The sequence below is a fragment of the Thalassobaculum fulvum genome (assembly GCF_014652915.1).
In the GTDB taxonomy this organism is placed as follows: Bacteria; Pseudomonadota; Alphaproteobacteria; order Thalassobaculales; family Thalassobaculaceae; genus Thalassobaculum_A; species Thalassobaculum_A fulvum.
Genome location: NZ_BMZS01000003.1, coordinates 325,240 through 346,813, shown reverse-complemented (window position 1 = coordinate 346,813; position 21,574 = coordinate 325,240). Strand labels below are relative to the sequence as shown.

Here is a 21,574-nt window from a genome sequence, read left to right as displayed (position 1 = left end):
AAACCGAAGATATCACAACCAATTACCCGAGCAGGGAGCCGATGTACTCGACCACCTTGAGGTGGATGAGGTCGTTCCAGGTGACGAACAGCATGAGCGCGATAACCAGGGTCAGGCCGGCCATCGAGGCCCACTCCTGCGCCCGCTCGCCGAGCGGCCGGCCGCGCAGCGCCTCGACCCCGTAGAACAGCAGATGCCCGCCGTCGAGGACCGGGATCGGAAACAGGTTGATGAGGCCGAGGTTGATCGACAGCATCGCCATGAACCAGACGGTGGTCACCCAGCCGCTCTGGGCGACGTCCCCCGACATCTGCGCGATCCGCAACGGCCCGCCGAGCTCCTCGGTCCCGCGGGTGCCGGCGATGATCTGCCCGACCGCGTCGAGCGTCTGGCCGACGATCGACCAGGTCTCCACTGCCGCGACGCCGACCGCCGAGACCGGATCGAGACGCTCGATGCTGACCTTGTTCGACCGTACGCCGAGCTGGCCGAAGGTATGCTTCGCGCCGAACCGGTCGACCTCGGTGACGGCTTCCGGAACCACCGTGAGCGTCATCTGGCGGCCGTCGCGGTCGATGACCATCTCGATCGGAACGCCCGGCCGGTCGAACACCGCGCGGCGCAGGTCCGAGAAGCGTTTCACCGCGGTACCGTCGGTCGACACGAACACGTCGCCGACCCGGATGCCGGCCTGTTCGGCCGCCGAGCCGGCGACCACCTCGTCCACCACCGGCGGCGCGTACGGACGGCCGACGATCGCGTACAGGCCCGCGAGCAGGACGATCGCGAACAGGAAGTTGGCGGCCGGACCGGCCGCCACGATCGCCGCCCGCGCCTTCAACGACTTGTGATGGAACGATACGGCCCGGTCCTCGGCGCTCATCGTGTCCAGGTTCGAGCCGCCCGAGCTCGACGGGTCGGCGTCGCCGAACATCTTCACATAGCCGCCGAGCGGCAGCACGGCGATCTTCCAGCGGGTCCCCGACCGGGCGGTCCAGCCGAACAGCTCGCGGCCGAAGCCGATCGAGAACACGTCGACCCGCACGCCGGCCCGGCGCGCCACCAGATAGTGCCCCATCTCGTGAACGAACACGAGAACGGTCAGGATGACGAGAAACGGAATAACGTAGTCCACGAGCCCGGCAAGCATGCCTGTGGGTCCCCTATTTCGACCTGTGTCCCCGCCCGCGTGTGAGCGACATTAGTCGGCGGCGCCGACGGACGCAACGCGTGCCGCGTGCCCGCGATGCCGGCCGATCCAGTGCTCCACCTCTTCCCGGGCGCGGCGGTCCACGGCCAGCACCGCCTCGATGTCGGCCACCGGCGCGACCGGAAGCGCCTCGAGCACGGCCTCGACCACGGCTGCGATCTCGATGAAGCCGATGCGACGCTCGACGAACGCCGCCACTGCGGCCTCGTTGGCGGCGTTCAGCACGACCGGCGCGGTGCCGCCCGCGCGCAGCGCCTCGCGGGCCAGGCGCAGCGCCGGAAACCGGACCGGGTCGGGCGCCTCGAAGGAGAGCTGCGCGACGGCGGCCAGGTCGAGGCGCGGCGTCGGTGTCGGCATGCGCTCCGGCCAGGCCAGCGCGTAGGCGATCGGGGTGCGCATGTCCGGCGACCCGAGCTGCGCCAGCACCGAGCCGTCGACATAGGCGACGAGGCTGTGAACCACCGACTGCGGGTGGACCAGGATGTCGATCCGGTCCTCCGGCATGTCGAACAGGTGGTGGGCCTCGATCAGCTCCAGCCCCTTGTTCATCATGGTCGCCGAATCGATCGAGATCTTCGGTCCCATCGACCAGTTCGGGTGGGCCAGGGCGTCCTTCAGCCCCTTGCTCGCCATCGCCTCGCGCGACAACGTCCGGAACGGGCCGCCCGAGGCGGTCAGGATGATCTTCTCGATACCCGGGCGGCGGTCGGATTCGAACACCTGGAAGATCGCGTTGTGCTCGGAATCGACCGGCAGGATCGTGGCCCCGGCCGCCCGCGCCTCGGCCACGAACAGATCGCCTGCGCAGACCAGCGATTCCTTGTTGGCCAACGCGATCACCCGGCCTTGGCGGACCGCCGTCAGGGTCGGTGCCAGCCCGGCGGCACCGACGATCGCCGCCATCGTCCAGTCGGCGTCGCGGCGCGCCGCCTCGAGCACCGCCTCGGCACCGGCCGCCGATTCGATGCCGGTCCCGGCGAGCGCAGCCTTCAGGGCCGGCCACGCGGCTCCGTCGGCGATCGCGACGAACCCCGCCCTCGTCCGTTTCGCCTGTTCGGCGATGAGATCGGCGTTCGCCCCGCCGGCCAGGGCGACGACCTCGAAGCGCTCCGGATTGCGCTCGACGAGGTCCATGGTGCTGCGCCCGACCGATCCGGTGGAGCCGAGCACACTGATGCGCCGCCTGCCGGTCGCCGTCACCATTGCAGAACGCTCCGGCCGGTCAGGTGCACGGCCAGGGCGACCAGCGGCAGGACGGCGATCTGACCGTCCACCCGGTCGAGAATCCCGCCATGCCCCGGAATCAGCTTTCCGGAATCCTTCACGTGGAAGAACCGCTTCACCGCCGACTCCATCAGGTCCCCGATCTGCGCGATCACCGCCAGCAGGGCCGCGATCGGCGCCAGCACCCAGGGGTTCGCGCCTTCCACCAGACTGGCCGCCACCAGCGCGCCGGCGACCGACGCCGCCACCCCGCCGGCCAGCCCGGCCCACGTCTTCGACGGACTGACCGAGGGCATCAGCTTAGGCCCGCCGATGGTCCGGCCGGCGGCATAGGCGCCGACATCCGTCAGGACCACTGTCGTGAGCGCCCAGATCAGCGTCTCCAGCCCGAGCGGCGCGCCGTCGCGCAGCCACAGGATCGCGATCGCCGGCATGGCGATGCTGATGATCGCCACCGCCAGCCAGGGCGCGCTCGGCAGCCGGGTGAAGCGGCCGAGGACGATGATCCCGAGCGCACCGATCACGGCGGCGGCCACCCCCTCGTACGGCCCGCGCAGCAGCATCCAGCCGAGCGACAGCGCCAGGACCGCGAACACCAGTCCGCGGGCCAGCGTGCGACCCGGCCGATCCGTCACCAGGCTCCCCCATTCCCACGCCATGAGGCCGCAGACCAGGGCAACTCCGAGCTGCAGGGCCGGCCCGCCGGCGAACACGGTGATCGCGGCCGCCGGGACCATGACCAGCGACGATATGATGCGCAGCCGCAGGTCGCTGCGCCCCGGCTTCGACGGCGGGTTGCCGTGCGCCCCGGTCATCCGCTGCCCTGCCCGGTGGCCCTGCCGTAGCGACGGTCCCGCCGGGCAAACTCGTCGAGGGCCGCTTCCAGATGCGAGCGGTCGAAATCCGGCCACAGGACGTCCATGAACACGAACTCGGAATAGGCGATCTGCCAAAGCAGGAAGTTCGAGATCCGCTTCTCGCCGCTGGTGCGGATCAGCAGGTCCGGATCCGGCATGTAGGCGGTGTCGAGCCGGGACGCCACCAGCTCCTCGTCGATCGCCGACGGATCCAGGATGCCCGCCGCGACGTCTTCGGCGATCCGCCGGACGGCATCGGTCAGCTCGCGCCGTCCGCCGTAGCTCAGCGCCACGGTCAGCACCATGCGGGTGTTGCCGGCGGTCAGCCGCTCGCCGTTCTCGATCAGCGTGACGATGTCGGGCGACAGCCGGCTCCGGTCGCCGATGACCCGGAACCGGATGCCGTCCTTGTGCAGGTCGGCGATCTCGCGCCGGAGATAGAACCGCAGCAGCTCCATGAGGTCGACGACCTCCTGGGCCGGCCGGCTCCAGTTCTCCGACGAGAACCCGAACAGGGTGAGATAGCCGACGCCGAGATCGGTCGCCGCTTCCACGGCCCGTCGCACCGCCTTCGCCCCCTCGCGATGGCCGAAGCTGCGCGGCATCCCGCGCGCCCGCGCCCAGCGTCCATTGCCGTCCATGATGACGGCGACATGCAGGGGCCGGTCGCCCTCCCCGAGCTGCGGCGCGGCATCGACCATCGATCAGACCTGCATGATGTCCTTTTCCTTGGACGTCAGGGCCTCGTCGATCGCCTTGACGTGCTTGTCGGTCAGCTCCTGGATCTCGTCCTCGTACAGACGACGGTCGTCCTGGCTGATGTCGCCATCCTTCTCCATCTTCTTCAGATGGTCCATGCCGTCGCGGCGGACGTTGCGGACCGCGACACGCGCGCTCTCGGCATACTTGGAGGCGACCTTGACCAGCTCGGCCCGCCGCTCCTCGGAGAGGTCCGGCAGCGGCACCCGGATGAGCTGGCCGTCCGACTGCGGATTGAGCCCGAGGTCCGACTCCCGGATCGCCTTCTCGACGGCCTTGGCCATCGAGCGGTCCCAGACCTGAACCGAGATCATCCGCGGCTCCGGCACGCTGATCGTGCCGACCTGGTTGAGCGGCATGCGGCTGCCGTAGGCCTCGACCTGGATCGGCTCGAGCAGGCTGGCCGATGCGCGCCCGGTCCTGAGGCCGGCGAACTCGGTCTTGAGAGCGTTCACGGCGCCGTCCATGCGCCGTTCGATGTCGTCGAGATCGAGGTCCGCCATGTCCCCTACTCCGTGATTATCGTGAACCGTCCCTTACCCTGGACCACGTCGGCGAATGCACCGTTATTGTGGATCGAGAAGACCAGGATCGGAATCCCGTTCTCCCGTGCAAGAGAGATCGCCGACGCGTCCATGACCTTAAGGTCGTGGCGCAGCACGTCCATATAGGTCAACCGGTCGTACCGGTTGGCGTCCTTCACCTTCATCGGGTCGGCGTCGTAGACCCCGTCGACCTTGGTGGCCTTCAGCAGCGCCTTGCAGCCCATCTCCGAGGCCCGCAGGGCGGCCGCCGTGTCGGTCGTGAAGAACGGATTGCCGGTGCCGGAGGCGAAGATCACCACCCGGCCCTTCTCCATGTGCCGGATCGCCCGGCGGCGGATGTACGGCTCGCACACCGCCGCGATCGGCAGGGCCGAGAGCACGCGGGTCGGAATGCCTCGCTTTTCCAGGGCACTCTGCATGGCCAGCGAGTTCATCACCGTCGCCAGCATGCCCATGTAGTCGCCGGTGGTCCGCTCCATGCCGGACGCCGCCGCCGACATGCCGCGGAAGATATTGCCGCCGCCGATGACCAGGCAGACCTCGATGCCGAGGGCGTTCACCGACTCGATCTCGCCGGCCACCCGGTCGACCATTTCCGGGTCGATTCCGTAGGCGAGGTTGCCCATCAGGGCCTCGCCCGAGATCTTGAGCAGCACCCGGGAGTACGGCCCGGGTGCCACTCGATGGTCTGTCTCGGATTGCTCGCTGTCGGAGCCCATCGCCCTTGTCCCTCCGGTCGCCGGCGGCCGCTCCCGTTCTACATCAACCGGCGAGCGCCGCCACTTCCGCGGCGAAGTCCGCCTGCTCTTTCTCGATGCCCTCGCCGAGCTGCAGGCGGACGAACGCCGCCAGGGTCACCGGAGCGCCGGCGTCCTTCGCCGCCGCCTCGACGACCTTGCGGATCTGGGTCTCGCCGTCGATCACGAAGGTCTGCTCCAGCAGGACGACCTCCTGATAGAACTTCCGAATCCGGCCCTCGATCATCTTCTCGATGATGTTGTCCGGCTTGCCGGAAGCGCGCGCCTGCTCGATCAGGACCGCCCGCTCGCGCTCGATCGCCGCCGGGTCAAGGTCGTCGGTCGACAGGCTCTGCGGCGCGGTCGCCGCGATGTGCATGGCGATCTGCTTGCCGAGCTCCGCGAGCTTGTCCTTGTCGCCCGTCGATTCCAGGGCCACCAGCACGCCGATCTTGCCGAGGCCCGGCTTGACCGCGTTGTGGACGTACGGAACCACCACGCCGTCGTCGACCGACACCACCGCGGCGCGCCGGATCGACATGTTCTCGCCGATGGTCGCGATGTTGTTCGTCAGCTCGTCGCCGACGGTCCTGCCGGTGCCCGGATAGGCGACGCCCTTCAGGGCCTCGATGTCGGCGCCGGTCTCGATCGCCAGGCCGGTCACGTTCTCGACGAACGCCTGGAAGCTCTCGTTGCGGGCCACGAAGTCGGTCTCGGAGTTGACCTCCACGACCGCGCCCCGGTTGCCGTTCACGACCACGCCGACCAGGCCCTCGGCCGCGACACGGCCGGACTTCTTCGCCGCCGCCGCCAGGCCCTTGGTGCGCAGCCAGTCGATCGCCGCCTCCAGGTTGCCGTCGGTCTCGCTCAGCGCCTTCTTGCAATCCATCATGCCGGCGCCGGTCTTCTCGCGCAGTTCCTTCACAAGGGCTGCCGTAACCGCCATCGTTCTCATCCTCGTCGTTCGATGTGGACGCCGGCGCCGACCATCCGGCCGGCGCCGCTCTCATCCCGTAGCTGGACCGCGCTCAGGCGCTGGCCTGTTCCGCGACCTTGTCCTCGGCGGACGCCTCGCCGGCGACCTCGGCCTCCAGAGCCGGCTCGGCCGGCGCCTCGGCGCTTTCGCCGATATCCGAGCCCGAGGCCATCATCTCGGCCTGCAGGCCGTCGAGGACGGAATTCGCCACCAGTTCGCAGTACATCGACACCGCCCGCATGGCGTCGTCGTTGCCCGGGATCGGGAACTGCACGCCGTTCGGGTCGCAGTTGCTGTCGAGGACCGCGACGACCGGGATGCCCAGCTTGTTGGCTTCCTGGATCGCCAGGCTCTCCTTGTTCGTGTCGATCACGAACAGGATGTCCGGCAGCCCGCCCATCTCCTTGATGCCGCCGAGCGCGCGCTCCAGCTTCTCGCGCTCGCGGGTCAGGCCGAGGGTCTCCTTCTTGGTCAGACCCAGCGCCTCGTTCGAGGCGAGCTGCTCCTCGAGGTCGCGCAGCCGCTTGATCGAATGCGAGATCGTCTTCCAGTTGGTCAGCATGCCGCCGAGCCAGCGGTGGTTGACGTAGTACTGGCCGCAGCGCTTGGCCGCCTCGGCGATCATGTCGGCCGCCTGGCGCTTGGTCCCGACGAACAGCACGCGGCCGCCCTTGGCCGTGGTGTCGCGCACCGCCTCGAGCGCCCGGTGCAGCATCGGCACGGTCTGGCGCAGGTCGAGGATGTGGATGTTGTTGCGCACGCCGAAGATGTACGGTTCCATCTTCGGGTTCCAGCGACGGGTGTGGTGGCCGAAGTGGACACCGGCCTCCAGGAGCTGGCGCATGGTGAAAGTGGGCAGAGCCATATCGTTCCTCACGTTCTCCGGTTTCGCCTCCACGGGTCTTGGTCGAGGCGGCGCCTCGACACCGGAGCGACGGCCGGCGACCGAAGGGAATCGGCCGAAAGCCACCGCGGGCCCGTGTGCGGGATTGAGCGGGCGCTTATCTACTCCCCTCGACCGGCTTTGGCAAGCATCGGCCGGCCACAAACCGACGATCGCCATCGCTCTCGCGGTGCTTCTGCCGGCCCCGGCGACCGCCGGCTCCAGCGAGCTGGCCGATCGCATCGCCGAAGCGCTCTGTTATCCGCCGAGCGCCCGTGAGATGCGGCTCGAGCCGGCAGCCGATGCCGACTATCGCCGCACCGCGCGGATGGCCGGTGCGTACCGCGACATTCAGGGCGCCGACGCCCGTGCCTGGTTCCGGAAGTCGGGCGACGCCGCGGTCTGCCGGAGCCCGGCCGACAGTGCCATGACCCTGTATTTCTGCGCCCCGGTCTCGCATGCCCCCGGCCTGCTGACGAAAGCCCGGCCGCGGCTGTGCGAATGACCGTCAGGCCGGCGGCGTCCAGCCCGCCTCGGGATCGAGCGGAAACACCGGCCGCGGCAGGCCGCGCCAGTCGAAGTTCGCCAGGTTCGGGGAGGTCAGCCCGGGAACGTCGACCTCGCGGATCCGCTCCGGCGGGAACAGGTGCTGGAAGCCTGCCCGGAAGTGCCCGCGCGACTTGACGACGATCGACCGCGCCCCGGCCACGTCGACTCCCAGTGCCTCGAAGAAGTCGGTCGAGAGGCACTGCTGGCGCTTGCTGATCACCACCAGGGTTATCCCGTCGAGCGCGATCACCGCCGACGGTCCCAGGTCGACCGTCTTGCCCTCGACCATGCCGTGATGGCCTACGAACCGGCCGTCGTGCAGATGCACCACGCGGGCGTCCCAGGACAGTGGCTCGGAGAACCGCGCACTCTCCCGGGTGTTCAGGTCGGCCCGGAACCGGGCGCCCTCGCCGGCCCGCCGCGCCTGTTCGACCAGCGCCGGGTCGAAGAACACCCCAGCGATGCAGCCGTGCACACCGGCCTTCAGGAAGGCGGCCAGGATATAGGTGGTGTTCCCGCGTCCGCCGCCGCCCGGGTTGTCCGCCGGATCCGCGAACAGCAGCGACGGTGCCATCGGATCGGCCCCGACCGCCCTCGCCTGCTCGACCGCCTCGTCGAGCGGGATCATCCGCGGCACGTAGCGCTGGCGGTCGTTCCAGCCGGCGCTCGCCAGCTCGATCGCCAGGCTCCTGGCGAGCGCCGGATCGTCGCGGGTCGTCACGATGACGGTCATGCCGTTCTTCGGCGTGTCGGCGAACGCGAAGCCGGCGAGGATCGTCACGTTCATCACCCGCTCGTCGATCCTCGACTGCCCGAGCCGTATGAGGTCGCCGTAGGGATGGCCCTCGGCGGTCAGCAGGGTGACGCTGGGACCGACCAGCGGCAGCCGCACCCGGTACGCCGTGGCCCTGGTCCCGGCCATCAGCTCCTCGAGCAGCCGGGCCGCCTCCTCGCCGCGCTCGAAGATGTCGACATGCGGGTTGGTCCGATAGCCGACCAGGATATCCACGCTGTTCATCATCGCGTCGGAGACGTTGGCGTGCAGGTCCAGGGTCGCGACCACCGGGACGTCCGGCCCGACGAGCCGCCGGACCAGGGCGAACACCTCGCCGTCGGGATCGTGGGTGTGGGTCGCGGTGGCACCGCCGTGCTCCGCGACGTAGACCCCGTCGAGCCGGCCGGCGGCCTGCAGCCCGGCCTCGAACTCGCCCAGCAGCTCCCGGAAGAATCCCTCCTCCACCGGCCCAGCCGGCTGCGAAGCCGCATGGACGATCGGCACCGGCTGCCAGCCGGCCGGACCGTGGCGACGGTCCATCTCGGCATAGAAGCCGCAGATGCCGGAATAGATCGCCGGATGCTCGGCACGCGCCTGCGCGGTAATGTCGGCGCCCCGGTAGTAGCCCCGCTGCTCGAAATCCGCGCGCCCGCAGGGCGGCGCGAAGGCGTTGCTCTCAAGCGCGAAGCCGAGAATGGCGATGCGTTTCATCGGACCTCTCCGGCTGACGGAAGGCGCCCAGCCTGCCACCGGTCCGGCCGTTAGGAAAGTCGGCCGTCGGGCCTACAGGTCACGCACGAAGTCGATTCCCGGGATCGCCTTCACCGCCCCGCGCAGCTGGCCCGACACCTTGTAGGCCTCCGGCAGGACGATGCCGACGTCGCCCTCGCCGGTCGGGACCACCACGCGGATCCGGCCGCGGCCCCGCCCTTCCTTGGCGATCAGCGACTGCAGGGGCTCCAGCGCCCGGGTATCGCGCACGTGGATCTCCAGGCCGGCGGCGGTCTGCTCGACCGCCTTGTCCAGCGGCTCGATGCGCGACGCCAGCAGCCGCATGGCGTCGTCCTCGATCCGGGCGTCGGCCTTCACCAGCAGCGGATCGCCGGAATCCAGCAGCTCCCGGCTGACCGCCAGCACCTCCGAGAACAGCGTGACCTCGAACACCCCGGAACGGTCGGTGAGCTGGACGAAGGCGAAGCGGTTGCCGGACTTCGAGGTGCGGATCTGCTTGCCCACGACGATGCCGGCGAGCGTCAACCGGGCGGTGCCGCCCTTCGCCCGGGTTTCGGCGAGCGCCCGGTCGGACGCGACCACCTTCAGGCGATCGAGGGATTCCGCATAGGCGTCCAGCGGATGGGCCGAGAGATAGAAGCCGAGGGCGTCGAACTCCTCCTTCAGGCGCTCCATCGGCGGCCAGTCCGGCCGGTCCTTGAGCCGCAGCCGCGCCGGCTCGCGCCCGCCGTCGACCGCGAACAGGTTGACCTGGCTCGAACCGCGCTCGCTGGCGGCCGCGCTGACATGGCGGACGACGGTCTCCAGGCTCTCGAACAGCTCGGCCCGGTTCGGATGCAGCCCGTCGAAGGCGCCGGCCCGCACCAGGTTCTCGAGCAGCCGCTTGTTGACGTGCTGCGGGTCGGCGCGCTCGGCGAAATCGCCGAGGCTCCTGAACGGGCCGTCGGCATCGCGCGCCGTGGCCAGCGCGTCCATCGCCGCGCCGCCGACGTTCTTGATCGCCGCCAGGGCGTATCGAATGCCCATGGTGCCGTCCGGCAGGCGCTCCACCGCGAAGTCGCGCCGCGACCGGTTGATGTCCGGCGGCAGCAGCGGGATCTTCAGCTTCTGCAGCTCCTGCCGGAACGTGTTGAGCTTGTCGGAGTTCCCCATGTCGTACGTCATCGACGCCGCCAGGAACTCCACGGGATGGTTCGCCTTGAGGTAGGCGGTGTGATAGGCGACCAGGGCGTAGGCGGCGGCGTGGCTCTTGTTGAAGCCGTAGCCGGCGAACGCCGCGATCTGGTCGAAGATGGCGCTGGCCCGCGCCTCCTCCACCCCGTTCTCGACGGCGCCCGAGACGAACTTCTCGCGCTGGGCGTCCATCTCCTCCTTGATCTTCTTGCCCATGGCGCGGCGCAGCAGGTCGGCACCGCCGAGGGTGTAGCCGGACAACCGCTGGGCGGCCTGCTGCACCTGCTCCTGGTAGATCATGATCCCGAAGGTCTCGGTCAGCACCGGCTCCAGCTTCGGGTGCATGTAGTCCGGCTGCTCCTCGCCGTGCTTGCAGGCGATGTACTTCGGGATATTCGCCATCGGCCCCGGGCGGTACAGCGCCACCAGCGCGATGATGTCTTCGAAGCGGTCGGGGCGCAGGCGGCGCAGCACGTCGCGCATGCCCGAACTTTCGAGCTGGAACACCCCGGTGCTGTCGCCCTTGGCCAGCATCGCGTAGGTCGGCTCGTCGTCGAGCGGGATCTTCGAGAGATCGAGTTGGATACCCCGCTCCTTGAGCAGGTCGACGGCGCGCTGCAGGACCGTCAGCGTCTTCAGGCCAAGGAAGTCGAACTTCACCAGCCCGGCCGGCTCGACCCACTTCATGTTGAACTGGGTGACCGGCATGTCGGACCGCGGGTCGCGGTACAACGGCACCAGCTGCGACAGCGGCCGGTCGCCGATCACCACGCCGGCGGCGTGAGTCGACGAGTTGCGGTACAGGCCCTCGATCTGCAGCGCCACCCGGATCAGGCTGGCGACGTTCTCGTCGGCGTCGCGCTGGCGGCGGAGTTCCTCCTCGGTCTCCAGGGCCTGCGCCAGGGTCACCGGGTTGGCCGGGTTGTTCGGCACCAGCTTGCAGATCCGGTCGACCTGCCCGTACGGCATCTCCAGCACCCGGCCGACGTCGCGCAGCGCGGCGCGGGCCTGCAGCTTGCCGAAGGTGATGATCTGCGCCACCCGGTCGCGGCCGTACTTGTCCTGGACGTAGCGGATCACCTCGTCGCGCCGGTCCTGGCAGAAGTCGATGTCGAAATCGGGCATCGACACACGCTCGGGGTTCAGGAAGCGCTCGAACAGCAGCCCCCAGCGCAACGGATCCAGGTCGGTGATCAGCAGCGAGTACGCGACCAGCGACCCGGCACCCGACCCGCGTCCCGGTCCCACCGGGATGTCGTGCGCCTTGGCCCACTTGATGAAGTCCGACACGATCAGGAAATAGCCGGGGAAGCCCATCTGCTCGATGACCCCGAGCTCCATCTCGAGCCGTTCGCGGTAGGGCTCGGCGATCTCGGCCCGGCGGGCCTCGTCCATGTCCGGCGTGAACACGTGCGCCTCGAGCCGCGCCTGCAGTCCCTCCTCCGCCTGGGCCCGCAGTTCCGCCGCCTCCGACCGGCCGCCCTCGGTGTCGAACCGCGGCAGGATCGGCGCCAGCTTGCGCGGCATGTAGGAGCATCGCCGGGCGATCACCAGCGTGTTGTCGACCGCTTCCGGGATGTCGGCGAACAGCTCGCGCATCTCGGCGGCCGACTTGAACCGGTGATGGGGGGTCACCCGGCGCCGCTTGGGATTCCCGATCGTCGTGCTCTGGGCGATGCACAGCAGGACGTCGTGGGCCTCCGACATCGACTCGTCGGCGAAGAACACCTCGTTGGTGGCGACCAGCGGAACGTCGTGGGCATAGGCCAGGTCGATCAGGCGCTCCTCGATCCGGTTCTCCTCGTCGAGGAAGTGCCGCTGCAGTTCCACGTACAGCCGCCCCGGAAACAGCCGGTTGAGATGCAGGAGCATGGCCTCGGCGTCGGTGTCGCGTCCCTCCAGCAGAAGTCGCCCGACCCCGCCGCGCGGCCCCGCGGTCAACGCGATCAGCCCGTCGGTCAGGCCCTCCAGCTCTTCGAGCCTGAGCTGCGGCTCCTCCTCGCCGGAGGTCTCCATGTAGGCCCGGCTGACCAGCTCCATCAGATTGAGATAGCCGGTCTCCGACTGCACCAGCAGCAGCAGCTGATCGGGGTGCACGTCGCGCCCGCCGACTACGCGGAGCCCGCGACGGTCCGGTTCGGCCGGTCGGCGCACCATCAACTGGACCCCGACGATCGGCTGCACGCCCTCGCCCGCCGCGGTCACCGAGAACTCCAATGCACCGAACAGGTTGCCGCTGTCGGTGATCGCCACGGCCGGCATCCGGCTGGCCTTGGTCATCTTGACCAGCTGCTTGGCGTGGATCGCGCCCTCCGCCAGCGAAAAGGCGGAATGAACGCGAAGATGGACGAAGTCTGCGTGCGGCATCGGGGGCTCCAGCGATCGGCCGACCATTCTTCCATGCGGGCCGCGCCGGGTCACGGTCGCGCGCGCGGCCGGGTCGTCGCGCGGGATTCCGGCGCGTCGGCCGGTCCCGGCCCCCATGCGACTCGGACGGAGGCCGTTAACCAATTTCGATCATTGCCGTTTACGGTCTGTTTACCGCCGACGCTGCATGGTCGCTCGACTCGATGCGTCGCCGCGCCATCACCACTACCGAGGCGTCAGAAAGATGCCACCCGTCCTCACCCGCCCGATCGACATTCCTTTCGAGACCGCAAAGGCGGTCAAGGCGCACGAGGTCTATCTGGCCGGACGCCCGAACGGGCGGCGCCTGCTGCTGAAGGGCGCCAATCTGAACGGCAAGACGGTCGACACCCTCGACCTGCGCCGCTCGATCCTGACCGGCGCCAGCTTCATCAAGGCCCACGCCCGGGTCACCAACTTCGGCGAAGCCGACCTGTTCGGCTGCGACTTCTCCCAGGCCGACCTGCAGTCGGCGAACTTCGAGCGGGCCGACCTGCGCGGCGCGAACTTCGCGATGGCCAACCTGTCCGGCGCGATCCTGCGCGGCGCCGACATGCGGCCCGGCCACGTGGTCAACTGGGGCGAGGAAGAGAAGCGGGACACCAATTTCACCGACGCCAACCTGGACGGGGCGGATTTCACCGGCTCCAACATGTCGGAAGCGAATCTGGCCGTGAGCAGCGCGCGCGGCGCGATCTTCCGCGACGTCGTCCTGCACGCGGTCAACCTGGCCGGCGCCAACCTGTCGGGCGCCGACCTCTCGGGCTGCAACCTGAAGAACGCCAACCTGACCGGCACCAACCTGGACGGCGCCAACCTCAAGGGCGCGAACCTGGCCGACGCCAATCTGCGCAACGTCGACCTGTCGAAGGCGATCCTCGACAACACCAACCTGATGGGCGCCATCCATCGCGATGCCGAGCACACCCTGCCCGACGACATCGAGCAGGCGCTGCGCTTCCACAGCACCTGGATCGCCAGCAACGGCCGGACCGGCATGCGGGCCGAGTTCGTCGGCCGGGACCTGCGCGGACTGGACTTCTCGAGCTGTGACGTCCGCGGGGTATCGTTCGAGGAAGCCGACCTGACAGGCGCGGCGTTCGTACGCTCCGAGCTGTTCCTGACCACCTTCCGGCGCGCAACCCTGGAGGGCGCCGACTTCTCCCTGGCCCGCCTGGCCGGCACCAACTTCACCGACAGCGTGCTGACCAACGCCAGCTTCGTCGGCGCCCGCATCGAAGGCGCCGAGATCCTCGACCCCCAAGGCCGCCGGACCGGCAAGAGCCTGCCCGTGCGGTTCCGCAGCGCCGATCTGCAGGACGCCAATTTCGTCGGGGCGATCCTGGACGGCGTCGATCTCACCGGCAGCAACCGCACCGGCTCGCGGCTCGAGCAGGCGACCATCAAGAACGCGTCGGGCCTGGACGCCGCCTGACCTGAGCCGGCCGCCTCAGCCGCGACGCTCCAGCACCACGCCGTCCTTCAGTTCCAGCGTCCGGTCCATGGCCGCCGCCAGGTCCAGGTTGTGCGTCGCGATCAGCGCCGCCAGACCGGTGGCCCGGACGATTCGGGTGAGCTGTCCGAAGACTTCCGCCGCGGTCTGCGGATCGAGGTTTCCGGTCGGCTCGTCAGCCAGCAGCACCTGCGGCACGTTGGCGATCGCGCGCACGATGGCGACGCGCTGTTGCTCGCCCCCCGACAGCCGCGCCGGGCGGTGCGACGACCGCCGCTCCAGCCCCACCATCTTCAGAAGCTGGTCGGCACGCTGGCCGGCCTCGTCCCGCGACAGGCCGGCGACCATCTGCGGGATCATCACGTTCTCGCGGGCCGAGAACTCCGGCAGCAGGTGGTGGAACTGATAGACGAACCCGATGGTATCGCGCCGCAGCCTGGTCCGGCCGGCATCCCCCAGCCCGGCGCAGTCCTTGCCGTCGACCAGGACCTTGCCGCTGGTCGGCGCCTCCAGCAGGCCGGCGATATGCAGCAGAGTGGACTTGCCGGCCCCGGACGGGCCGACCAGTGCCACCAGCTCGCCCGGCCGCAGGCAGAAGTCCACGCCCCGCAGGATCTCCAACGCGGTCTCGCCGGAACCGAAGCGCCTGGTGACCCCTTCGAGCCGCAGCACGGGATCGTTATTCATAACGCAGCGCCTCGACCGGATCGACGCGGGCCGCCCGCCAGGCGGGGTAGATCGTGGCCGCGAAGCTGAGCAGCAGCGCCATGACGACCACCGCGAACACCTCCCAGGGATCGATCTCGGCGGGCATCCGGCTCAGGAAGTAGATCATCGGGTCGAAAATGGTCGCCCCGGTCAGCGACTGCAGGGCCTGGCGGATCGCCTCGATGTTGTCGCAGAACAGCAGGCCGAGAACGCTGCCGAAGGCGGTGCCGAGCACGCCGACGCTGGCCCCGGTCATGAAGAAGATCCGGGTGATCATCCCGCGCGTCGCCCCCATGGTGCGGAGCACCGCGATGTCCCGGCCCTTGTCCTTCACCAGCATGATCAGCGAGCTGATGATGTTGAACGCCGCCACCAGGATGATCAGGGTCAGGATGAGGAACATGACGTTGCGCTCGACCTGCAGCGCGTTGAAGAAACTGGCGTGCTGCTGCTGCCAGTCCCGGGGATACAGGCTGGACGGCAGGGATTCCAGCAGCGGCAACCGGAACCGCCGGACGTGCTCCGGGTCGGTCGTGAAGATCTCCAGCGCGTTGACCGTGTCGCCGGTACGGTACAGCACCTGGGCCGCCTCCAGCGGCATGTACACGAAGGTGTTGTCGTACTCGAACATCCCGACGTTGAAGAGCGCGACGACCTCGTAGGCCTTCATGCGCGGGACGCTGCCCATGACGGTCACGGTCGAGGTCGGCGACAGCAGCGTCACCCGGTCCCCGACTCCGACCCGCAGGCGCTCGGCCAGCCGGTCGCCGAGGACGATCGCGTCGTCGCCCGCGAACCGGTCGAGCGAACCGCGGACGATCTTGTCGGCGATCAGCCGCTTGGCCTTCAGGTCGCTCGGCCGGATGCCGCGCACGACCGCACCGGACGCGTTGCCGCCGGCGGTCAGCATCGCCTGTTCCTCGACCTGCGGAGTCACGCTGAAGATTCCGGGTATCGAGGCGACCTGCACCGCGACCCGGTCGTAGTTCTCGATCCGTCCGGTCGACGAATAGATCCCGATATGGCCGTTCAGCCCGAGGATCCGGCTCGTCAGCTCGACCCGGAAGCCGTTCATCACGCTCATCACGATGATCAGGGTCGCGACACCGAGGCCGATGCCGAGCAGCGAAAACCCGGCGATCACCGAGATGAACCCCTCCTGCCGGCGGGCCCGCAGGTAGCGCAGCGCCAGCATCCGCTCGAAAGCTCCGAAGATCATTCGGGCAATCTCCCCGGGGATGAAGGCGAACTCGGGGCGGTGGCGATCACCCGGCGAGCCGGTTCATGGCGGCTTCCGGGGTCATCTCCTCGCGCTCGCCGGTCTTGCGGTTCTTGACCTCGACCACGCCGTTGGCAATGCCGCGCGGCCCGACCACCACCTGCCAGGGCAGCCCGATCAGGTCCATGTTGGCGAGCTTCGGGCCGGGACGCTCCTCGCGGTCGTCCATCAGCACCTCGATCCCGGCGTTCACGAACCCGGCATACAGCGCCTCGGCCGTCGAATCGCAGGCGACGTCGCCGACCTTCAGGTTGACGAGCCCGACCTTGAACGGCGCCACCGGCTCCGGCCAGACGATGCCGGCATCGTCGTGCGACGCCTCGATGATGCCGCCGACCAGGCGCGACACCCCGACGCCGTAGGAGCCCATGTGGACCGTGACCTCCTTGCCGTCCGAGCCCGCCACCCTGGCGCCCATCGGGTCGGAGTACTTGGTGCCGAAGTAGAAGATGTGGCCGACCTCGATGCCGCGGGTCCTGACCAGGTCCGCCTCGGCGACCGGGCAGGTCGCCGGGTCGTGCTTCTCGTCGGTCGCGGCATAGCGCGCCAGGCAGGCGTCGACGACCGGCTGCAGGTCGGCCTCGTAGTCGACGTCGGCCGGCACCGCATCGGCGCTGAGCCAGTCCTTGTGGCAGAACACCTCGCTCTCGCCGGTCTCCGCCAGGATGATGAACTCGTGGCTCATGTCGCCGCCGATCGGCCCGGAATCGGCAGCCATCGGGATCGCCTTCAGTCCCATCCGGTCGAAGGTCCGCAGATACGCGACGAACTGGCGGTTGTAGGCGCGCTTGGCGGCCGCGAAGTCCACGTCAAAGGAATAGGCGTCCTTCATCAGGAACTCGCGCCCGCGCATCACACCGAAGCGCGGCCGCACCTCGTCCCGGAACTTCCACTGGATGTGGTAGAGCCGGCCCGGCAGCTCACGGTAGCTGCGGACATGGGTCCGGAAGATGTCGGTGATCAGCTCCTCGTTGGTCGGCCCGTACAGCATGTCGCGGTCGTGCCGGTCCTTGATGCGGAGCATCTCCTTGCCGTAGTCGTCGTAACGGCCGCTCTCGCGCCACAGGTCTGCCGACTGGATGGTCGGCATCAGCACTTCCTGCCAGCCGGCAGCGTCCTGCTCGTCGCGCACGATCTGTTCGATCTTCTTGAGCACGCGGAACCCGAGCGGCAGCCACGAGTAGATGCCGGCGCTGGCCTGCTGCATCATCCCGGCCCGCAGCATCAGGCGGTGCGAGACGATCTCCGCCTCGCGGGGCGTATCCTTCAGGGTAGGCAGGAAATAGCGGGACAGGCGCATGACCCTTCTCACGTCGTCGCGGCAAGGCGCGCACTCTATGAAAGGGGGTTCGTACTGTCCAAGGGAAATGCCGCGCGGCCGGCTCCGCCGACCCGCGGCCGCTCAGAGGATCGTGCCGCGCAGATTGAAGTTCAGCATCGAGATCCAGAACCGCTCGAGCTGACGGTACGACACGCTGGCCGCGTTCAGATCCTCGGGGGCGATGTTGGAGTCGGTCAGCGCCGCCGAGTGCCGCTCGAACATGTCGCCGATCTGGGCGCACAGCGCCAGGCCCTTGTCCGACAGCCGAACGCGGATCGACCGGCGATCATGGGTCGAGCGCTCCTGCACCAGGTAGCCGTTCTCGACCATCTTCCGGACGTTGTACGAAACATTCGAGCCAAGGTAGTAGCCGCGGTTGGTCAGTTCTCCGACCGTCAGCTCTTCCTCGCCGATGTTGAACAGGATCAACGCCTGGATGTTGTTGATGTCCTCGACACTAATCCTGTCGAGCTCGGTCTTCACCACTTCGAGAAACTGCCGGTGCAGCCGCTCAATCAGCTTGATGGCCTCGAGGTACTCGCGCTTGACCGCTGAGCCCACGTCGGACGGTGTGATGCCGGGTTCGGGAGTCGACATGGTCGCAGTCTAACCGATGTTCTCAACCACGGGAAACCTGAACGCCATCTAGACCATAACCCCCTTTTGATCAATGAGTTTCGACTTCCGCCGAAGAGTCACGCCTCCCTGAGCATCTGAATGATGCCGGAAAAGTCGACCGCGCCGTGGCCGCTTTCCACATAGTCCCTGTAGAGTCGCGCGGCTTCGCGACCGAGCGGCGTCGCCGCGTGCACGGCCTCGGAGGCATCCTCCGCCAGGGTCAGGTCCTTCAGCATCATCGAGGCCGTGAACCCCGGCGTGAAATTGCGATTCGACGGGGCGGCCTCTACCAGCCCGGGTACCGGACAGTAGTTCGTCATCGCCCAGCACTGCCCCGACGCCTTCGACGAGATCGCGAACAGCCGGGCGGTGTCCAAGCCGAGCTTCTCGGCCATGGTGAACGCCTCGCTCACCGCGATCATCGAGATCCCGAGGATCATGTTGTTGCAGATCTTGGCGGCCTGTCCGTTGCCGGCGCCGCCGGCATGGACGATGGTCTTGCCCATCACCTGCAGAAACGGCTCGGCCCGGGCGAACGACGCGTCCGGCCCGCCCACCATGAACGTCAGGGTTCCGGCCGCCGCACCGGCGATCCCGCCGGAAACCGGGGCGTCCACCATCTCGAGGCCGGCGGCGACGGCATCCGCGGCGACCGCCCGCGCGCTCTCGACGTCGATCGTCGAGCAGTCGATCAGCAGGGTCCCTGCCGGCACCCGCCCGATCACCGACTCGCCGTACACCGTCCGGACATGCTCGCCGGCCGGCAGCATGGTGATCACCACCTCCGCTCCGTCCACCGCGCCGGCCGCGGTGTCGGCCTCGACGCCGCCGTCGGCGACCAGCGCCTGCACCTGGGCGTCGGCCATGTCGAAACCCTGGACGCGGTGGCCGGCCTTGACCAGGTTCCGTGCCATGGGCAGGCCCATGTTGCCGAGGCCGATGAAGCCGATGGTCGCCATGGTGGTCTCTCCCTCGATCCGGATCTCTTGTGTCGGTTGACTGCGATGCTCGGGGTCGCGGCGGCTCCGGTCAAGCCGCTCTCAGAGCGCGAACTCGCGCCCGGCGACCGGCTCGAAGTGCCTGGCGACCAGGTCGCCGTCGACCTCGGCCAAAGTCGCCGGCCGCCATTTCGGCGCATGGTCCTTGTCGACCAGGACCGCCCGGATCCCCTCGAAGAACTCGGTACCGGCCATGCAGTGCTGCGACAGCCGGTACTCCATGGTCAGCACGTCCGCGAGACTGGACATCGAGCGGCCGCGCCGCAGCTGCTCGAGGCTGATCTTGAGGCTGGTCGGGCACTTGTGACGCAAGGTCGCAGCCGTCTCGGCGGCGAAGGCCGAGCCGTCCGCCGCCTCGCGGTCGAGCGCGTCCAGGATCGCCTCGACCGACCCGGCCGAGAAGCAGCGATCGATCGTCGCGCGGTGCGGGGCGACCGGATCCTCGCCGGGCGTCTCGGCGAACCGTTCCAGCACGTCGTTGATCGCCGCCCGCCCGTCGTTCGCCCCGGCAATGGTGGTGGCGAGCGCCGCCTCCAGGCCCTCCATCCGGGTGCTCGGCACGTAGTGCGTGGCGATCCCCAGCGCGACCGCGCCGGCCGCATCCAGCCGGGCACCGGTCAGCGCCAGGTAGGTCCCGGTCTCGCCCGGCAGGCGCGGCAGGAACCAGCCGCCGCCGACGTCCGGGAACAGGCCGATGCCGGTCTCCGGCATGGCGAACATCAGGCGCTCGGTGGCGATCCGGTGCGAGCCGTGCACCGACAGACCGACGCCGCCGCCCATGGTCACGCCGTCCAGCAGCGCCACGTACGGCTTGGAGAACGCGTGGATCGCGTGGTTGAGCCGGTACTCCTCCAGGAAGAAGGTCTTCGACAGCTCGGACGGTCCCTTGCCGCCGAGGTCGTCGACGATCGAACGGTACACCGCCCGGACGTCGCCGCCGGCGCAGAACGCCTTGTCGCCCTCGCCCTTGATCACGACCGCCTTGACCTTGTCGTCGTCCTCCCAGGCTTCCAGCCGGGGATGCATTTCCCGGATCATGCCCAGGGTCAGCGCGTTCAGCGCCTTCGGGCGGGTGAGCTCGATGGTGGCGAGGCCACCCTCCACGGTGAAGCGGATCTCGTCGGACACCGGCGTCTCCAGACTCGTCGGGGTTGGGCCGGCCTCAGTCGGCCAGCAGCTTGCGGGCGATGATCACCCGCATGATCTCGTTGGTGCCCTCGAGGATGCGGTGCACCCGGAGGTCGCGCAGCAACCGCTCGACCGGGAAGTCCTTGAGGTAGCCGTAGCCGCCGTGCAGCTGCAGTGCCTCGTCGACGACCTTGAACCCGGCATCGGTGGCGAACCGCTTGGCCATGGCCGCATGCTGGGTGGCGTCGGGCGACTTGGAGTCCAGGCTGGCGGCGGCGCGGTGGACCATCAGGCGGGCGGCGTCCAGCTCGGTCGCCATGTCGGCCAGCCGGAACTGGGTGGCCTGGAAGTCGGCGATCGGCTTGCCGAACTGCTTGCGGTCCTTGACGTAGCCGAGCGCCTGCTCGAGCGCCGCCCGGGCGCCGCCGAGCGAGCAGGCCGCGATGTTGATGCGGCCGCCGTCGAGGCCGGCCATGGCGATCCTGAAGCCCTCGCCCTCGCCGCCGACCAGGTTCTCGGCCGGCACCTTGCAGTCCTCGAACATCACCATGGCCGTCGGCTGGCTGTTCCAGCCGAGCTTGCGCTCCTTCTTGCCGAAGCTGAGGCCCGGCGTGTCCTTGTCGACCAGGATGCAGGACACCCCCTTCGGGCCATCACCGCCGGTCCGGCACATCACCGCGTACACGTCGCTGGTGCCGCTGCCGGAAATGAACGCCTTGCCGCCGTTCAGGACGTAGTGCGAGTTGCCGACTTTCTCGGCCCGGGTCTTGAGCGCCGCCGCATCCGAGCCGGAGCCGGGCTCGGTCAGGCAGTAGCTGGCGATCGACTCCATCGACGTGAGAGCCGGCAGGTAGCGCTGGCGCACCTCCTCGGCGGCGAACCGGTCGACCATCCACGACACCATGTTGTGGATCGACAGGAACGCCGCGGTCGACACGCAGCCGGCCGACAGCTCCTCGAAGATCAGGGCGGCGTCCAGCCGCCCGAGGCCCGAGCCGCCGACGTCGTCGCGCACGTAGATGCCGGCGAGGCCGAGCGCCGCCGCCTCCCTGAGCACCTCGACCGGGAAGATCTCGTCCTCGTCCCAGGCCGCGGCATGCGGGGCCAGCTTCTCCTGGGCGAACGCCCGCGCCATGTCCCGGATCGCCTGCTGCTCCTCGCTGAGCGCGAAATCCATGGTCGCCTCCGCCGTCGTCGCGTTGCGCCGGATATGCGGGCTCGCCCCGGTCCCTGTCAACGATGC

General features: G+C 68.8%; 19 protein-coding genes. 2 read left to right on the top strand and 17 right to left on the bottom strand.

What is annotated here, in order from left to right:
* Positions 1-22 precede the first annotated feature (22 nt).
* The 8 genes from rseP to rpsB all read right to left on the bottom strand — a co-directional run bounded on the left by rseP (position 23) and on the right by rpsB (position 7,173).
* Positions 23-1,150: an RIP metalloprotease RseP gene (rseP, locus tag IE246_RS08040; RefSeq protein ID WP_189988439.1), complete on the bottom strand. Its 1,128-nt coding sequence runs from the start codon at positions 1,148-1,150 to the stop codon at positions 23-25.
* Positions 1,151-1,201: 51 nt separating this feature from the next.
* Positions 1,202-2,413 carry a 1-deoxy-D-xylulose-5-phosphate reductoisomerase gene (locus tag IE246_RS08035; protein WP_189988438.1) on the bottom strand — a complete coding sequence of 404 codons (1,212 nt, stop codon included), beginning with the start codon at positions 2,411-2,413 and terminating at the stop codon, positions 1,202-1,204.
* Complete coding sequence (locus IE246_RS08030; RefSeq protein ID WP_189988437.1) at positions 2,407-3,249, bottom strand: phosphatidate cytidylyltransferase; 843 nt, start codon at positions 3,247-3,249, stop codon at positions 2,407-2,409. Before IE246_RS08030 ends, IE246_RS08035 begins: the two co-directional genes overlap by 7 nt.
* Positions 3,246-3,992 (bottom strand): isoprenyl transferase, encoded by a 747-nt coding sequence (locus IE246_RS08025; protein WP_189988436.1) that lies wholly within the window; start codon positions 3,990-3,992, stop codon positions 3,246-3,248. Before IE246_RS08025 ends, IE246_RS08030 begins: the two co-directional genes overlap by 4 nt.
* 3 nt (positions 3,993-3,995) lie before the next feature.
* Positions 3,996-4,553: a ribosome recycling factor gene (gene frr, locus IE246_RS08020; RefSeq protein WP_189988435.1), complete on the bottom strand. Its 558-nt coding sequence runs from the start codon at positions 4,551-4,553 to the stop codon at positions 3,996-3,998.
* Positions 4,554-4,558: 5 nt separating this feature from the next.
* On the bottom strand, positions 4,559-5,275 hold the full coding sequence (pyrH, locus tag IE246_RS08015) for a UMP kinase (RefSeq protein ID WP_268245271.1): 717 nt from the start codon (positions 5,273-5,275) through the stop codon (positions 4,559-4,561).
* A gap of 82 nt (positions 5,276-5,357) precedes the next feature.
* The gene (gene tsf / locus IE246_RS08010) at positions 5,358-6,278 is read right to left on the bottom strand and encodes a translation elongation factor Ts (protein ID WP_189988433.1); all 921 of its coding nucleotides are present in this window, start codon (positions 6,276-6,278) and stop codon (positions 5,358-5,360) included.
* Between the two features lie 82 nt (positions 6,279-6,360).
* On the bottom strand, positions 6,361-7,173 hold the full coding sequence (gene rpsB / locus IE246_RS08005; RefSeq protein ID WP_189988432.1) for a 30S ribosomal protein S2: 813 nt from the start codon (positions 7,171-7,173) through the stop codon (positions 6,361-6,363).
* Here rpsB and IE246_RS08000 point away from each other — a divergent pair.
* Positions 7,151-7,696: a hypothetical protein gene (locus IE246_RS08000; RefSeq protein WP_189988431.1), complete on the top strand. Its 546-nt coding sequence runs from the start codon at positions 7,151-7,153 to the stop codon at positions 7,694-7,696. The genes rpsB and IE246_RS08000 overlap by 23 nt on opposite strands.
* Positions 7,697-7,699: 3 nt before the next feature.
* Here the strand turns inward: IE246_RS08000 and IE246_RS07995 are convergent, their stop codons facing one another.
* Positions 7,700-9,226: a M81 family metallopeptidase gene (locus tag IE246_RS07995; RefSeq protein ID WP_189988430.1), complete on the bottom strand. Its 1,527-nt coding sequence runs from the start codon at positions 9,224-9,226 to the stop codon at positions 7,700-7,702.
* Positions 9,227-9,298: 72 nt separating this feature from the next.
* A complete protein-coding gene (gene dnaE, locus IE246_RS07990; RefSeq protein ID WP_189988429.1) occupies positions 9,299-12,787 on the bottom strand; it encodes a DNA polymerase III subunit alpha in 3,489 nt (1,162 codons plus the stop codon).
* 244 nt (positions 12,788-13,031) lie between these two features.
* Between dnaE and IE246_RS07985 the strand changes: the two genes are divergently transcribed.
* Positions 13,032-14,261 (top strand): pentapeptide repeat-containing protein, encoded by a 1,230-nt coding sequence (locus tag IE246_RS07985; protein WP_189988428.1) that lies wholly within the window; start codon positions 13,032-13,034, stop codon positions 14,259-14,261.
* A gap of 15 nt (positions 14,262-14,276) precedes the next feature.
* Here the strand turns inward: IE246_RS07985 and IE246_RS07980 are convergent, their stop codons facing one another.
* The 7 genes from IE246_RS07980 to IE246_RS07950 form a co-directional block, all read right to left on the bottom strand.
* Positions 14,277-14,966 carry an ABC transporter ATP-binding protein gene (locus IE246_RS07980; RefSeq protein WP_189988427.1) on the bottom strand — a complete coding sequence of 230 codons (690 nt, stop codon included), beginning with the start codon at positions 14,964-14,966 and terminating at the stop codon, positions 14,277-14,279.
* The gene (locus IE246_RS07975; protein ID WP_189988426.1) at positions 14,959-16,206 is read right to left on the bottom strand and encodes a lipoprotein-releasing ABC transporter permease subunit; all 1,248 of its coding nucleotides are present in this window, start codon (positions 16,204-16,206) and stop codon (positions 14,959-14,961) included. The genes IE246_RS07980 and IE246_RS07975 overlap by 8 nt, the downstream gene beginning before the upstream one ends.
* Before the next feature lie 46 nt (positions 16,207-16,252).
* On the bottom strand, positions 16,253-17,566 hold the full coding sequence (proS, locus tag IE246_RS07970; protein ID WP_189988425.1) for a proline--tRNA ligase: 1,314 nt from the start codon (positions 17,564-17,566) through the stop codon (positions 16,253-16,255).
* A 102-nt stretch (positions 17,567-17,668) separates the two neighbouring features.
* Complete coding sequence (locus IE246_RS07965; RefSeq protein WP_189988424.1) at positions 17,669-18,184, bottom strand: MarR family winged helix-turn-helix transcriptional regulator; 516 nt, start codon at positions 18,182-18,184, stop codon at positions 17,669-17,671.
* Between the two features lie 98 nt (positions 18,185-18,282).
* Positions 18,283-19,164, bottom strand: a complete 882-nt coding sequence (gene mmsB, locus IE246_RS07960; RefSeq protein ID WP_189988423.1) for a 3-hydroxyisobutyrate dehydrogenase — start codon at positions 19,162-19,164, stop codon at positions 18,283-18,285.
* Between the two features lie 81 nt (positions 19,165-19,245).
* Complete coding sequence (locus IE246_RS07955; RefSeq protein WP_189988422.1) at positions 19,246-20,331, bottom strand: enoyl-CoA hydratase/isomerase family protein; 1,086 nt, start codon at positions 20,329-20,331, stop codon at positions 19,246-19,248.
* Positions 20,332-20,365: 34 nt separating this feature from the next.
* On the bottom strand, positions 20,366-21,508 hold the full coding sequence (locus tag IE246_RS07950) for an isobutyryl-CoA dehydrogenase (RefSeq protein ID WP_189988421.1): 1,143 nt from the start codon (positions 21,506-21,508) through the stop codon (positions 20,366-20,368).
* Between the last annotated feature and the right edge of the window lie 66 nt (positions 21,509-21,574).

Excerpts from the sequence above, each read along its gene's own strand:
- rseP (WP_189988439.1), bottom strand. The coding sequence starts at position 1,150 with ATGCTTGCCGGGCTCGTGGACTACGTTATTCCGTTTCTCGTCATCCTG.
- IE246_RS08035 (WP_189988438.1), bottom strand. The coding sequence starts at position 2,413 with ATGGTGACGGCGACCGGCAGGCGGCGCATCAGTGTGCTCGGCTCCACC.
- IE246_RS08030 (WP_189988437.1), bottom strand. The coding sequence starts at position 3,249 with ATGACCGGGGCGCACGGCAACCCGCCGTCGAAGCCGGGGCGCAGCGAC.
- IE246_RS08025 (WP_189988436.1), bottom strand. The coding sequence starts at position 3,992 with ATGGTCGATGCCGCGCCGCAGCTCGGGGAGGGCGACCGGCCCCTGCAT.
- frr (WP_189988435.1), bottom strand. The coding sequence starts at position 4,553 with ATGGCGGACCTCGATCTCGACGACATCGAACGGCGCATGGACGGCGCC.
- tsf (WP_189988433.1), bottom strand. The coding sequence starts at position 6,278 with ATGGCGGTTACGGCAGCCCTTGTGAAGGAACTGCGCGAGAAGACCGGC.
- IE246_RS08000 (WP_189988431.1), top strand. The coding sequence starts at position 7,151 with ATGGTGAAAGTGGGCAGAGCCATATCGTTCCTCACGTTCTCCGGTTTC.
- rpsB (WP_189988432.1), bottom strand. The coding sequence starts at position 7,173 with ATGGCTCTGCCCACTTTCACCATGCGCCAGCTCCTGGAGGCCGGTGTC.
- IE246_RS07995 (WP_189988430.1), bottom strand. The coding sequence starts at position 9,226 with ATGAAACGCATCGCCATTCTCGGCTTCGCGCTTGAGAGCAACGCCTTC.
- dnaE (WP_189988429.1), bottom strand. The coding sequence starts at position 12,787 with ATGCCGCACGCAGACTTCGTCCATCTTCGCGTTCATTCCGCCTTTTCG.
- IE246_RS07985 (WP_189988428.1), top strand. The coding sequence starts at position 13,032 with ATGCCACCCGTCCTCACCCGCCCGATCGACATTCCTTTCGAGACCGCA.
- IE246_RS07980 (WP_189988427.1), bottom strand. The coding sequence starts at position 14,966 with ATGAATAACGATCCCGTGCTGCGGCTCGAAGGGGTCACCAGGCGCTTC.
- IE246_RS07975 (WP_189988426.1), bottom strand. The coding sequence starts at position 16,206 with ATGATCTTCGGAGCTTTCGAGCGGATGCTGGCGCTGCGCTACCTGCGG.
- proS (WP_189988425.1), bottom strand. The coding sequence starts at position 17,566 with ATGCGCCTGTCCCGCTATTTCCTGCCTACCCTGAAGGATACGCCCCGC.
- IE246_RS07965 (WP_189988424.1), bottom strand. The coding sequence starts at position 18,184 with ATGTCGACTCCCGAACCCGGCATCACACCGTCCGACGTGGGCTCAGCG.
- mmsB (WP_189988423.1), bottom strand. The coding sequence starts at position 19,164 with ATGGCGACCATCGGCTTCATCGGCCTCGGCAACATGGGCCTGCCCATG.
- IE246_RS07950 (WP_189988421.1), bottom strand. The coding sequence starts at position 21,508 with ATGGATTTCGCGCTCAGCGAGGAGCAGCAGGCGATCCGGGACATGGCG.